This is a genomic window from Bifidobacterium sp. LH_389, from assembly GCF_056357235.1.
On the sequence record NZ_JBKEVR010000026.1, the window covers coordinates 1 to 13,483 of the forward strand.

12 protein-coding genes and 1 other RNA gene are annotated in these 13,483 nt (G+C 65.8%); 11 read left to right on the forward strand and 2 right to left on the reverse strand.

The window, feature by feature from the left end:
- The first annotated feature begins 246 nt into the window (after window positions 1–246).
- The 8 genes from AC1AZA_RS11095 to priA all read left to right on the forward strand — a co-directional run bounded on the left by AC1AZA_RS11095 (window position 247) and on the right by priA (window position 7,087).
- Complete coding sequence (locus AC1AZA_RS11095) at window positions 247–1,128, forward strand: aldo/keto reductase (protein WP_476514715.1); 882 nt, start codon at window positions 247–249, stop codon at window positions 1,126–1,128.
- 34 nt (window positions 1,129–1,162) lie between these two features.
- Entirely contained in the window at window positions 1,163–1,549 is a 387-nt protein-coding gene (locus AC1AZA_RS11100) for a DUF4186 domain-containing protein (RefSeq protein WP_476514726.1), read from the forward strand.
- Between the two features lie 120 nt (window positions 1,550–1,669).
- Entirely contained in the window at window positions 1,670–3,067 is a 1,398-nt protein-coding gene (gene hisD / locus AC1AZA_RS11105) for a histidinol dehydrogenase (RefSeq protein ID WP_476514716.1), read from the forward strand.
- Window positions 3,064–4,224 (forward strand): histidinol-phosphate transaminase, encoded by a 1,161-nt coding sequence (locus tag AC1AZA_RS11110; RefSeq protein WP_476514717.1) that lies wholly within the window; start codon window positions 3,064–3,066, stop codon window positions 4,222–4,224. The genes hisD and AC1AZA_RS11110 overlap by 4 nt, the downstream gene beginning before the upstream one ends.
- 51 nt (window positions 4,225–4,275) lie before the next feature.
- Window positions 4,276–4,878, forward strand: coding sequence for an imidazoleglycerol-phosphate dehydratase HisB (hisB, locus tag AC1AZA_RS11115; RefSeq protein ID WP_476514718.1), 603 nt, complete (start codon window positions 4,276–4,278; stop codon window positions 4,876–4,878).
- Window positions 4,878–5,561, forward strand: a complete 684-nt coding sequence (locus tag AC1AZA_RS11120; RefSeq protein ID WP_476514719.1) for a hypothetical protein — start codon at window positions 4,878–4,880, stop codon at window positions 5,559–5,561. Before hisB ends, AC1AZA_RS11120 begins: the two co-directional genes overlap by 1 nt.
- A gap of 69 nt (window positions 5,562–5,630) precedes the next feature.
- The gene (gene hisH, locus AC1AZA_RS11125; RefSeq protein ID WP_476514720.1) at window positions 5,631–6,278 is read left to right on the forward strand and encodes an imidazole glycerol phosphate synthase subunit HisH; all 648 of its coding nucleotides are present in this window, start codon (window positions 5,631–5,633) and stop codon (window positions 6,276–6,278) included.
- Between the two features lie 83 nt (window positions 6,279–6,361).
- On the forward strand, window positions 6,362–7,087 hold the full coding sequence (gene priA / locus AC1AZA_RS11130) for a bifunctional 1-(5-phosphoribosyl)-5-((5-phosphoribosylamino)methylideneamino)imidazole-4-carboxamide isomerase/phosphoribosylanthranilate isomerase PriA (RefSeq protein WP_476514721.1): 726 nt from the start codon (window positions 6,362–6,364) through the stop codon (window positions 7,085–7,087).
- Window positions 7,088–7,206: 119 nt separating this feature from the next.
- Here priA and AC1AZA_RS11135 read toward each other — a convergent pair whose 3' ends face one another.
- Entirely contained in the window at window positions 7,207–8,703 is a 1,497-nt protein-coding gene (locus tag AC1AZA_RS11135; RefSeq protein WP_476514722.1) for a DUF2252 domain-containing protein, read from the reverse strand.
- An 83-nt stretch (window positions 8,704–8,786) separates the two neighbouring features.
- Between AC1AZA_RS11135 and glnA the strand changes: the two genes are divergently transcribed.
- Window positions 8,787–10,124: a type I glutamate--ammonia ligase gene (gene glnA / locus AC1AZA_RS11140; protein ID WP_476514723.1), complete on the forward strand. Its 1,338-nt coding sequence runs from the start codon at window positions 8,787–8,789 to the stop codon at window positions 10,122–10,124.
- Between the two features lie 90 nt (window positions 10,125–10,214).
- Here glnA and AC1AZA_RS11145 read toward each other — a convergent pair whose 3' ends face one another.
- Window positions 10,215–11,705, reverse strand: a complete 1,491-nt coding sequence (locus tag AC1AZA_RS11145) for a DUF5067 domain-containing protein (RefSeq protein ID WP_476514724.1) — start codon at window positions 11,703–11,705, stop codon at window positions 10,215–10,217.
- Window positions 11,706–11,825: 120 nt separating this feature from the next.
- Here AC1AZA_RS11145 and AC1AZA_RS11150 point away from each other — a divergent pair, with 120 nt between their 5' ends.
- Window positions 11,826–12,608 carry a hypothetical protein gene (locus AC1AZA_RS11150; protein WP_476514725.1) on the forward strand — a complete coding sequence of 261 codons (783 nt, stop codon included), beginning with the start codon at window positions 11,826–11,828 and terminating at the stop codon, window positions 12,606–12,608.
- Between the two features lie 277 nt (window positions 12,609–12,885).
- Window positions 12,886–13,282, forward strand: a transfer-messenger RNA (tmRNA) gene (gene ssrA / locus AC1AZA_RS11155).
- The last annotated feature ends 201 nt before the right edge of the window (window positions 13,283–13,483 follow it).

Here is a 13,483-nt window from a genome sequence, read left to right on the forward strand (position 1 = left end):
CAGCGGTCTGCGAACGTCCCCGTTCCCGGCGACAACACCCCCCGGATCATCAACGACAGGGCGAGAGAGTCATACCGGAACCGGCGACCCGGCCCCGACCATCAGGGCCTACCAAACATGGTAATGGGCGGAACATCTCCCGTGCCAACGGAGGGAAACGGCGGACGGATCGGAACGGATCGCCGTATGATCGGTAGCGGAACCGGAAAACCGCCGGACCCGCTGCCGGCAAGGAAAGGACGGACGATGACGACTGAACCCACTTCCCCCGAACTGACACTCAACGACCGGGCACACACCGTGATCCCGCAGATCGGCTTCGGCACCTTCCAGATTCCCGTCGACCAGACCCAGAAGGCAGTGGAGAAGGCGCTGGAGATCGGTTACCGGCACATCGACACCGCCGCCGCCTACTACAACGAGGAGGCCGTGGGTGCGGCACTCAAGGCCACCGGCATGGCGGGCAAGGTGTTCGTGGCCACCAAGCTGCGCAACTGCGACCAGGGCTACGATCAGGCGCTCATCGCCTTCGAGGAGTCGCGCCGCAAACTCGGGCTCGACGTAGTGGACATGTTCCTCATCCACTGGCCCATGCCGCGCATCGACGCCTACCGCCAGACCTGGAAGGCGCTCCTGAAGCTGCGCGACGAGGGCGCGGTGCGCGTGCCCGGCGTGAGCAACTTCCTGCCGGAGCACCTCGAGGCGCTCAAGGAGGATTCCGGCGAGCTGCCGGCCGTCAACCAGATCGAGAACCACCCGCGCTACTCCCAGCCTGCCACCCGCGCGTACTGCAAGGAACATGGCATTGCGGTGGAGGCGTGGAGTCCGCTCGGCCACGGCGGGGACATGTCCGCCGAGCCGATCGTGCAGGCCGCCGAGGCGCATGGCGTCACCCCGGCCGAGGTGGTGCTGCGCTGGCACACCCAGTCCGGCCGCATCATCATCCCCAAGTCCAAGCACCCCGAGCGCATGCGCCAGAACCTCGCCTCCGCCGGCTTCGACCTGACGGCCGCCGAGCTCGCCGCCATCGACGCGCTCGACGCCCCGGAGGGCCGCATCGGCGCCGATCCGGTCACCTACGTGCAGTCCCAGTCGTGGGCCGACCAGAAGGCGCGCGGTAACGTCTGAGCGAGAACAAGCCTCCGAGGACGAACGGCGCTGGATCGCGCAAACGCTGGAACGCCTCTCGCATTCCGCGTTCCGCGCCAGGTTCACGCTGAGCGCCAAGGATCGTGCCTACGCGCGGGACAAGGGACGCGAGGTGATCGACCGGCATGCGCGCGAACTGCTGCGCGAACGCGTGGGCGCCGCCGAACCGCGCAACGACGGGCGGCAGACTCCGTGGCGCGGGCACCCGGTGTTCACCGCCCAGCACGCCACCGCCACCTGCTGCCGCGGGTGCATCGCCAAGTGGCACGGCATTCCCAGGGGCGTTGCGCTTACGGACGGGCAGATCGGCCGGCTCGCGGATCTGATCATGGCGTGGGTCGACCGCGATCTGGCCGCCCATCCGGACACTCATCCGGACGAGGAGCTGCGCCTGTTCTGACGACGCCTTCAGGCAGCCGCCCGCAAAAAACGCCGAGGCTGCACCATGCAGTCTCACGTTGTGGTGAAAAGCCGGAAAAACCCATGCGTTCGTCACAACGCGACCCTACACTTGACGGGTATGAGCGACAACTACATGCGAATCATTGACCTGAGGGGCAAGAGCCTCACCCGCGCCGAGCTGCTGGCCGCCATGCCGCGCGCCGACATGGGTACCTCCGAGGCGTCCGATCTGGTGCGTCCCATTCTCGAGGACGTGAAGGCTCGCGGCGCCGCGGCCCTGCGCGACTTCGAGGAGAAGTTCGACCACGTGCGTCCGGAGCATCTGCGCGTGCCCGCCGAGGCGATGACCGCCGCGCTCGAAACTCTGGACCCGGAGGTCCGTTCCGCGATCGAGGAATCGGTGCGCCGCGCCCGCGCGGTGGCCGCCAACCAGGTCCCCAAGGATTTCCACACCGATCTGGCCCCCGGCGCCCGCGTGGCCGAACGCTGGATCCCCATCCAGCGCGTGGGCCTGTACGTGCCCGGCGGCAAGGCCGTCTACCCGTCCAGCGTGATCATGAACGTGGTGCCCGCACAGGCCGCCGGCGTCGAATCGCTGGCCATCGCCACCCCGCCGTCGCGCGACGATGCGAAGGGCCTGCCGAACAAGACCATCCTCGCCACGTGCGCCATTCTGGGAGTGGACGAGGTGTACGCGGTCGGCGGTGCCCAGGCCATCGCCATGTTCGCCTACGGCGCCAAGGGCTCCGAGCCGCAGGATGGCGACGTGCTGTGCGACCCGGTGGACAAGATCACCGGCCCGGGCAATATCTTCGTGGCCACCGCCAAGTCGCTCGTCTCCGGCTTCGTGGGCATCGACGCGGTCGCAGGCCCCACCGAGATCGGCATCATCGCGGACGAAACCGCAAATCCCAGCCTCGTGGCCGCCGACCTCATCGGTCAGGCCGAACACGACGAGCTCGCCGGTTCCGTGCTGTTCACCGACTCCGAGACCGTCGCCGACGCCGTGCAGGCGGACCTCAAGCGCCGCGTACCGCGCACCGAGCACGCCGAACGCGTGGCCACGTCCCTGTCCGGCCGCCAGTCCGCCATCGTGCTCACCGACGATCTGGACCATTCCATCGACGCGGCCAACGCCTACGCGGCCGAGCATCTGGAGATCCAGACAGCGGACGCGGACGCCGTGGTCAAGCGCATCAAGAACGCCGGCGCCATCTTCCGCGGCCCGTTCTCCCCGGTGCCGCTGGGCGACTACATGTCCGGCTCCAACCACGTGCTGCCCACCGGCGGCACCGCCCGCTTCGCCGCAGGGCTCGGCGTACACACGTTCATGAAGCCCGTCGAAGTGATCGAATACGACGAGGAGGGCCTCAAGGCGCTTGCCGCGCGCATCAACGCGTTCGCCGTCTCCGAGGACCTGCCCGCCCACGGCGAGTGCGTGCTGTCCCGTTTCGTGAAGGACCCGTACGACAAGGCCACCCTGGACGCGCAGGAGAAGGAAGCCGGTCTCAAATGAGCACCATTCCCGCAAGCCTGCCGCTGCGCAACGACCTGATCGGCGAGGAACCGTACGGCGCCCCGCAGCTCGACGTTCCCGTGTGCCTCAACGTCAACGAGAACCCGTACGCCCCCGAACCGGCCGTATGCGACACGATCGCCCGCCGCGTGCGCGAGATCGCGCCGACCCTGAACCGCTACCCTGACCGCGAGCACATCGAGCTGCGCCGCGCGTTCGCCACGTACCTCGAGCGCGAATCTGGCGTGAAGCTGGACGTGGACGAGCTGTGGGGCGCCAACGGCTCCAACGAGATCATGCTCCAGCTGTTCCAGGCGTTCGGCGGCCCGGGGCGCATCGCGCTCGGCTGCGACCCCACGTACTCCATGTACCCCGAGTACGCGCGTGACACGTTCACCACGTGGAGGCTCGCGCACCGCAATCCGGACTTCACGCTCGACGTGGACCGCACCGTCGAGGCGATCCGCGAGGTGAAGCCCGCCATGGTGCTCATCACGTCCCCCAACAATCCGACCGGCACGCCGCTCGCCATGGACGACCTGAAGCGTCTGCTCGCCGCGTGCGAGACCGCGGACGTGGAAGGCGCCCCCGAAGGCGTGCACCCGGTGCTCGTGGTGGACGAGGCGTACGTGGAGTTCCGCGACCCGGGCACGCCGAGCGCGGTCACGCTGGTCAAGGACCATCCGAACCTGGCCGTCAGCCGCACCATGAGCAAGGCGTTCGCGTTCGCCGGCGCCCGCGTGGGCTATCTGGCCGCCAGCAAGGGGATCATCGACTGCGTGCGCATCGTACGCATGCCGTACCATCTGTCCGCCGTCACGCAGGCCGCCGCACTCGCCGCCTTCGAGCACACCGACGAGCAGCTCAGTCGTGTGGCCCACTTGCGCGAGACCCGCAACGCCACCGCCGCATGGCTGCGCGAACAGACCTATAAGGGCCAGCCGCTCGAGGTGGCCGAATCCCAGTCGAACTTCCTGCTCTTCGGCGGGCACTTCGACAACCGCGACCGCATCTTCGAGGAGCTGCTCAGGCGCGGCGTGCTCATCCGCGTGGTCGGCCCGGACGGCTGGCTGCGCGTGTGCATGGGCACCGACGAGGAGATGGCACGCTTCCGCGAGGCGTTCGTCGAAGTGCTGCGACTGGTGGAGCAGGCCTAGCCGCACGGGCATGCGGCATACGTAGGCATACGTAAAGGAGTTTGAGCAATCATGGCAAGAACAGCGACGATCGTACGCAAGACCAGCGAGTCGTCGGTCGAACTGAGCCTGGATCTGGACGGCACCGGCAAGACGAGCATCGACACATCCGTGCCGTTCTACAACCACATGATGACCGCCCTCGGCAAGCATTCGCTGATCGATCTGACCATCAAGGCGCACGGCGACACGGACATTGACGTGCACCACACCGTGGAGGACGTGGCGATCGTGTTCGGCGAGGCCCTGAAGCAGGCGCTGGGCGACAAGCGCGGCATCCGCCGGTTCGCGGACGCCACCGTGCCGCTGGACGAGGCACTCGCCAAGGCCGTGGTGGACATCTCCGGCCGTCCGTACTGCGTGTGCACCGGCGAGCCCGCGGGCTATGAATACTGCATGATGGGCGGGCACTTCACGGGTTCGCTCGTGCGTCACGTTATGGAATCCATCGCCCTGCACGCCGGCATCTGCCTGCACATGCAGGTACTCGCCGGACGCGATCCGCACCACATCGCAGAGGCCGAGTTCAAGGCCCTCGCGCGTGCCCTGCGCTTCGCCGTGGAACCCGATCCGCGCATCGCGGGCCTCATCCCCAGCACGAAGGGGAGCCTGTGATGGCAAGCGATTCCGGGAAGAACGACGACATCGACCCCGACGAGGCCCATTTCAGCGACGAGGAACTGGAGGCGGCGCTCGCCGGATTCGAGAAGGAGTTCGCCGAGCAGGGGCAATCCGGCGTCGCGGGCGCTGACGGGTCGGACGGCGCTACGGCGGATGCCGGGCAGTCCGGGGCTGACTTGGACGGGCAGGACGTTGCGTTCAGCTTCGACGACGAACTCGAGGGGCTGATCGGCAACAAGGCGAAGGTGGCCGTCATCATTACGCGCCTCGCCTCCGCCGAACTGCTCGCCGCATTCTGCCAGCTCTCGGACATCTCCGCCACATGTCTCGCCTCCAAGGAGGGCGCCGTGGCCGTACTGGACAACCTCAGCGGTGACGGTCCGGAGGCGGCCGCGAAGGATCTGACCACCGTGGTGGCCGGCATGGCCGTGGTGCTCGCGGTGAATCGCGCGGACAAGCTCGAGGCGCATCTGTACGTGCACGGCAAGCCGGGGGAGGAGTTCGTGCCGCCCGTCCTGTTCGGTTCCACCGCGCCGTTCGTGGAGGATCTCATGCTCGGCATCGCGAGCCTCGACGGGCTCGAGGCCCAAGGCATCGCCGCCGTGCCGAGCGGCAAGTACGATCGAGCCGCCGCACTCGAGGTCATCGCTCGGAACACCCGCTCCGGCCGCGCGTAACGCCATCGGGCACGGTCGGCACGGCACGCACGGAACGTCATGCAACAACGAACGAAGGGAACGCAACACATGGTCAAGATCGTGGTATTCGACTACGGATTCGGCAACGTCCGCTCGATGGTCCGCGCGCTCGCGAACCTCGGCGTGGACGTCACCCTCACCTCCGACTACCGGCAGGCCCTGGAAGCCGACGGACTGGTGGTGCCCGGCGTGGGTGCGTTCGGCGCCTGCATGAAGGGCCTGACCCAGGTGAGCGGCGACCGCGTGATCTACGATCGCGTGCGTGCGGGCCGTCCCGTGCTCGGCGTGTGCGTGGGCCTGCAGGTGATGTTCGAACTCGGGCTCGAACACGGCGAGAACGCGTACGGACTCGGACTGATCGGCGGAACCGTGGCCCCGCTGGACGCTCCCGTGGTACCGCACATGGGCTGGGACACCGTGCAGGCCGCGCCCGGCAGCATCCTCATGGACGGCGTCGGGGACGAACGGTTCTACTTCGTCCACTCGTATGCGGCCATGGACGCGAGTCCTGCGGACCTGACCCGCGAGCAGATCGACTTCGGCGGGTCGGACCAGCGCGTCACGTGGTGCGAGTACGGCAACAGCCGGTTCGTGGCCGCCTACGAGCGCGGGCCGGTGTTCGCCACGCAGTTCCACCCCGAGAAGTCGGCCGAAGCCGGCGCCCGGCTGCTGCGCAACTGGATCGCCGTGCTGTGACGGCTGCGGCGGTCTCCCTCTCAGGAAAACGTTACGGAAGAATTGTTCCCGGCAGCATTGTCTCCGAAGAAAGGACCATACCCATGTCTCTCACGTTGCTTCCCGCCGTTGATGTTCGCGATGGCAAGGCCGTCCGCCTGCGTCAGGGCGAATCCGGCTCCGAAACCGACTACGGTTCGCCCCTCGAGGCCGCCCGTACATGGGTGGAGTCCGGCGCCGAATGGATCCACCTCGTGGATCTGGACGCCGCGTTCGGCACCGGCGACAACCGCGCCCAGCTGCGCGAGATCGTGCACGAGCTCGGCGACCGCGTGAACATCGAGATGAGCGGCGGCGTGCGTGACGACGCCTCGCTGGACGCCGCGCTCGAGGCCGGGGCCGCCCGCGTGAACATCGGCACCGCGGCGCTGGAGAACCCCGACTGGACCGCCGACGCGATCCGCCGGTACGGGGACCGCGTGGCCGTGGGACTCGACGTGCGCGGCCACACGCTCGCGGCCCGCGGCTGGGTCAAGGAGGGCGGCGACCTGTTCGAGACCATGAAGTTCCTCGACTCCGTCGGCTGCTCCCGCTACGTCGTCACCGACGTGGCCCGTGACGGCATGATGAGCGGCCCGAATCTCACCCTGCTGAAGGAGGTCGCGGAACGCACCGACGCCAAGGTCACCGCATCCGGCGGCATCGCCAAGCTGGACGACCTCAAGGCCATCCGCGAGCTGGCGGACCTCGGCGTTGACTCCGCCATCCTCGGCAAGTCGCTGTACGCCCGGGCGTTCACCTTGGAGGAGGCCCTCAAGGTCGCCGCCTGACACCGTCGCCGATCGACGGCGCGTATGCCGTCTTTCTTCGGCGCTCGACGTGCCTCGGCACGCCTTCCCTCGGTGCGCCTTGAATCCGCGCGCGTCGGTCGGCCCCTTATCGTCGCCGGCTAGGCGCAGGGCAGCTCGCCCTGCTTGATCAGCGACTTGAACACCGCGTAGTCGGCCTCGGTCTGGTCCGCATAGCTCACCGCAAACGAGGCGATCGCCTGATCGAACTCGTCCGAACCGCCCAGATAGTTCGCAATCGCCGTCGAATCGCCGGTGCGCGCATGCGCATGCGCCAGCGACCATGCGCACATGCGGCCCAGATCGGACAGCGCCAGATCGTTGAGATGGTCGATGTCGATCGACCCCTTGCCGTTCCACAGCTGACGTACGTAGTAGTCGCGCGGCAGACCGTCCTCCGCCGTGAACGATGACCATCCCAGCAGCACGTCCGCCGTGGACTGGATGAGCTTCTGCCCCTGCACCACGCGCTCGCCGTGCGTGGCGTACGGGCTCTTGCCGCAGAAGCGTTCGAGCACCGAATCGGTGGCCTCCTTCATCTGCAGGATCAGCGGGTCGTCAATGTCCCGTCCCGTCAGGATCGCCACCCAGGCGCGCTGGCCCACGGAACCCACGCCCACCACCTTGCGGGCGGCATCATGGTAACGGTAGTGTTCCAGTACGCGGCGGCGGTCGTCGTACAGGCTGTCCTTGTAGTTCTCCAGCAGCGTGTCGATCCGTGCCTGCAGCGCATCGACGTCCGCATAGTGCGCGAGCCTGTCGATCGGCACCAGTTCGGGCGGATTGATGTTGAAGCGCAGGCGATCGCCCTCATAGTGCGCGAGCTTGGCGGCCGCATGGTCCGAATCCTTGAGCGCGGCCTTCATGGCGGCCGTGCGCAGCGTGCGGTTGCGCCGGCCGTCCTGCGTGCTCTCATAGCGGTCGAGCGTGTGATCCACGTCCAGATGGTCGTACCATGCCTCCAGATAGTCCATCTTGGAGAACTGGTCGATGCGGTTGCGGTACGTGTGCACGCAGCGGGCCACTGCGGCCTGCCGGGCCTTGGGCTTGATGCCGTTCGCCCGTCCGCACACCTCCACGCTCACCGCCAGACGCTTGACGTCCCACTCCCACGGGCCGGTCGCCGTCTCGTCGAAGTCGTTGACGTCGAACACGAGCCGGGCGGAGGGGGAGCGGAAGATGCCGAAGTTGCCGATGTGCGCGTCGCCCACCGCCTGCACCGGAATGCCGGTGACGGGGGTGCGCGCCAGATCGTTCGCCATGATGAGCGCCGTGCCACGGTAGAACGTGAACGGGCTCACGCTCATGCGGGCGTAGCGCAGGGGGATGAGGTCCGGCACTCGCTGCATCGACTGCTCCTCCAGCAGGCCGATCACATCCCGACGCCCCTCGCGCACCTGCCAGTACGCGTGCTTCTCCAGCGGCGCCTTGGCGCGGGCCGCGATGCCGGCCTTGGCACGGTCGCGCGGATCCGGCGCCTCCGTCCAGGAACGCACGTCGATCTGCGGATACTCCTGCGGCGCCTCCGCGGCCAGTTTCGACTCGTAGTGCGCCGGCGCCGTTTCGCCCGCCGCATGCTTGCTGCTCTTCTCGCTCATAGGCTCCAGCATACCCATCGGCGCCCCTCCAAGCCGCGACATGTTAACGAACGATGAAATAATGTCATGCCACCATGGTCCGCATGGATAAACAGCAAGAGTTTGCTTTGCGCACGGTCGAGGAACGCGACGTGCGCTTCATTCGTTTGTGGTTCACCGATGTGTTGGGCACGTTGAAGTCCGTGGCGATCGCACCTGCGGAGTTGGAGGCTGCGTTCGAGGAAGGGCTCGGTTTCGACGGTTCGGCGATCGAAGGCATGACGCGTGTTTCCGAGGACGACATGATCGTCCAGCCGGATCCGTCCACCTTCCAGATCCTGCCGTGGCGGGGCGGACCTCAGGGCACCGCCCGCATGTTCTGTGACATCCTCACCCCGGAGGGCGAGCCGAGTCTGGGCGATCCTCGGCACGTGCTCAAGCGCGCCCTCGCCAAGGCGAAGGACAAGGGCTTCACGTTCTACGTGCATCCGGAGATCGAATTCTATCTGTTCGAGAATCAGGACGACTGGTCGCAGGCTCCCAAGGCGATCGACGACGGCGGCTACTTCGACCACGTGCCGCGCAGCCCCGGCATGGACTTCCGCCGCGCCACCGTGAACCTGCTCGAGCAGATGGGCATCTCCGTGGAATACTCGCACCACGAAGCGGGCCCCGGCCAGAACGAGATCGACCTGCGGTACGCGGATGCGCTCACCACGGCGGACAACATCATGACCTTCCGCACGGTGGTCAAGGAGATCTCCCTGGAGCGCGGCATCCACGCCAGCTTCATGCCCAAGCCGCTCGCGGACAAGCCCGGCTCCGGCATGCACACGCACCTGAGCCTGTTCGAGGGCGATGCCAACGCGTTCTATGAGGCCGGCCAGGAATTCAACATGTCCCTCACCGCCCGCCAGTTCGCCGCCGGCATTCTGCACCATGCGGCGGAGATCACGGCCGTGTGCTGCCAGTACGTCAACTCGTACAAGCGTCTGTGGGGCGGCAACGAGGCGCCGAGCTACATCTGCTGGGGCCACAACAACCGGTCCGCCCTGCTGCGCATCCCGCAGTACAAGCCGGGCAAGGGCAACTCGGCGCGCATGGAGTTCCGTGCGCTCGACCCGGTCGCCAATCCCTACCTCGCGTACTCGCTGTTGCTGGCCGCCGGTCTTGACGGCATCGATAAGCAGATGGCGCTCGACGAGCCGACCAGCGACGACGTGTGGGAGCTGACCGATCCGGAACGACAGGCCATGGGCATCCAGCCGCTGCCGAGTTCGCTGGACGAAGCGCTGAAGATCATGGAACGCTCCGACTTCGTGGCGGACGTGCTCGGCGAGCATGCGTTCGAATACTTCCTGCGCAACAAGCGTCAGGAGTGGGCCGAATACAACAGCCAGGTCACGCCCTACGAGCTGAGCAAGTACCTGCGCCGGCTGTAAGGCAACAAACAACGGGGTGGAGTCGGATTGCCGGCTTCACCCCGTTGTTTATTTGTAAGGCAGGTCGCCTTGCCCCGCCATGTTTGACGGTTACTGCTCGGGCGCCTTGTCCGCGATGTCCAGTGTCACGCTCTCCTGCGCCTTATGCTCGGAGCCCCCGCCCTCCAGCGTCATTTCCACCTGCTTGACATCCGCGTTCGGCAGCTTGTAGACGAGCGTGACCGTGTCCATCCCCCCGTACTTGTCCTCGCGGCCCCACGAATGCTCGTCGTAGCCGGGGATCGGGTTGTTGTCCTTGTCGTACAGGTAGGTCTGCTTGAGGCTTTCGCCGTTCACGAACGCGTTCGCGTCGATGTAGTAGCCGAACCCGATCGGGCGCGGCACGCGGTTCACCCATGCCACTCGCACCGTCACGGTCGGGCTGCCGTCGCTGTCGTTGCGGCTGCGGTAGGCGTCGAGGATCTTGGCGTACACGTCGCCGCGGTAGTTGGTAAACTTGGTCATGCCCTCCAGATCGCTGTCGGGCACCATGCCGTCGGTTTGCATCGGATCGGCCACCTGCTGCGCCTCGACGGTGTCCCCGGGTTGCTTGCCCTGTATGGGGAAGCTGGCGACCAGGGCGTCGTCATAGGAATTGGCGGACATCCACACCTCCACCGGAACGTTGGGATCGCGCATCTGGTAGGCGATCGTCACGTCCTTGCCGGTTCCCGGCTGCAGCTTGGTCTGCTCGGACTTGCCGTCGAAGGACGGCGGCGTCTGGTCGCCGTACTCCGGGTACAAGTAAGCCCTCTCCAGCCCGATGCCGTTCTGGAAGACGTCCAGCGAAATGACTTCGTTGAACGCGGCGTTGACCGTCCCGGTGTTCGTCCACGAATACGTGACGATCACCGTGTTCCTGTTGCCGTTGAAGGACTTCTGCGGGCCCACCGTGGCGGACACGATGCGGAACGTGCCGGCCTTGCCCTGGGAACCGGAGACGCTGATCTCGCCCGTGTGGAAGTTGGGCTCCGGGTATTCCGACTCGCTGGGGGAGGGGGATGCGGCGCTGGACGATGAATGGCCATACCGGTCCAGCAGGCTGTCATACCGTTGCTTCCCCATCAAGCCGTTCGCCAGCAGCAGTGCGGCGATGATCAGTGCGGCGATGCCGCGTATTGCGCCCTGACGTTCGCGGTGGGCAAGATATCTGCCCAGCGCCATGACGGCAAGGCAGGCGGTCACGGCGGCGAGGGCCAGTTTCGCTCCATAGGATCCGCTGATCCCCAACCCCACGCAGCCGACGATGGCCGCGGCGGTGGCCCATCCGTTGCTGGAGCCGGTCTGTGTCTTTGGCGCGGCGTCGTCCGATTTCGTGGTGGGCGTGGAATGCTGCGGTTCGGACGACGGCCGCGGGGTGCCTTGCGCCGATTCGGAGTGTTTGACTTTGGTCTTTTGCTTGGCCTCTTGCTTGGCTTCTTGCTTGGCCTCGCGGTCCAGGGATTTGCCGGGATCCACATACGCCTTCGTTTCGTCTGCGTCGAACGGGGACACGTACCCGTCTCTATTGCGGTCCCGCCCATCGCCATCGAACAGTCCCATGCCAGCTCCTTTGCATGTCCTTCTCGCCGTTCCGACGATTCCAGTGTACGATCAGTGCGAAACTTTGCCGGTGCGCCACGCGCGGGTATAGTGTGCTTGCGACCAACGAACGGAGCGAACATGACGGATGACGAATCGGAAGGCAAGGCGGGCGACGCGACGGTGTTCGGCCCCTACTCCTTTGCGGTGGATTACGACGGCTACCGGCGCTGGTACGCCTCTCGCAGCCTGAAGGAACTGCGCAAGGGATTCGCCATCTTCACGGGCTTCTCCACCATTTTCATGCTCGCCGGACTGTTCTGCTTCGTGGCTCTGCATCTGGGCATGATCGACGCTTCGCAGAGCGTGGGTGTGAACCTGCTGTTCGGCTTCTGCCTGGTGCAATGGCTGCTGGCGCTGCTGGGACTCGCCCGGCCGCGGCTGCTGCTCACCAGCCAGCGCAAGCTCGCCAAGGCATGGTTCGAGGCGCGCGGCGTGAACGTGGCCGCGCTCGAGCTCGCCCAGCCGGACATCCGCAAGTGGAACGTGCTCATGCGCGGCCGTCTCACCGACTTGGGGGCGGAGGAGCATCTGGCGGACGGTTATGTGATCCGCCTGCCCTATGCGGTGCTCGACCCGGAGCCGGAGACCATAGACGGCATGCTGTGCTACCGCATTGCCGCGGACAAGCAGGGCATCACCGTGTGGAGTCTGCTGGACAGGCAGGTGCATTTTGCCGCAGGGCTGGTCAACGGGACCGTGGTGGTACCGCTCGACGGCGTGGAGGATGCGGAACGGTTCACATCCGATGTGGCGCGGCGCATCGCCGATCAGCGCAAGGCCGTCACGGAGGAGTCTGCGGCCTCCGTGACCGGTCCCGGAGCGGCCACACCCATGTTGGATGCCATTGTCGAGTGGTGCTGAGCGGTTTGCCGGTTCACGCGATGAATTCGAATGCATCTTGTGAACTGCAAAAGTGTACGGAATCGCACCGAATGTGACAGGCGACTCCTTGGCATTACAGGAAGACTGCCTCGAAACCGAACATTGCCTCCGGTTCACAAGATTTTCGAGCGTTCATCGTGTGAACTGGATTTTGCCGGTGAGCCGTTTCGACACGACTAATTTGGTATGAAGTGGCCGTGTATGATATCATGAAATGTCCGGTTGGTAACAGTCGGAGGCTTGATAATTCAAGATTGGGGCTGATCGGTTTCGACGGTGACCTGTTCGTCGCAGGGAAGCGTGCCGAGAACGCAGGGTCCGCTCGTGGATGTCCCCTGCAAAAGAATAAGTGCTAAATCTAACCGCACTGAGTTCGCTCTCGCTGCCTGAGCTTCGCGCCAGGGTTAACCAGTGAGCAGCCGCTCCGTTCACTCTCTCTCGTCTTCGGGGAGAAGCTGAGCGTCGTTTAGAAGACTTGCTGATGCCGCTGAGCCACAGGGCGGCGTCGGGACTTTTACTGTAGATATGCTCGCCACCGGTTGTCTGCGACATAGGTGGGGGCAGAAAAACTGCCAAACGGCCAGCAGACTACGCACGTAGAAGACTGAGGGTTCGGTCATCGGACCGGGGTTCAATTCCCCGCAGCTCCACCAACAATGAAGCGCCATCCGGCAACGGGTGGCGCTTTTTTCGTTATCGGGCAGCCGTGCTTACCGTAAGGCCGTAGTCTGCGGGGGGGTGTTCCTATGTTTTTGTCAACCTTGTGAGGGGTTGATGTGGTCGTGTCCGGGTTGGTTGTGATGGGCGTGCTTCGCTTTGGCCTTGGCGAGGTGCGGCCGTGGCCGGCGCTGGTG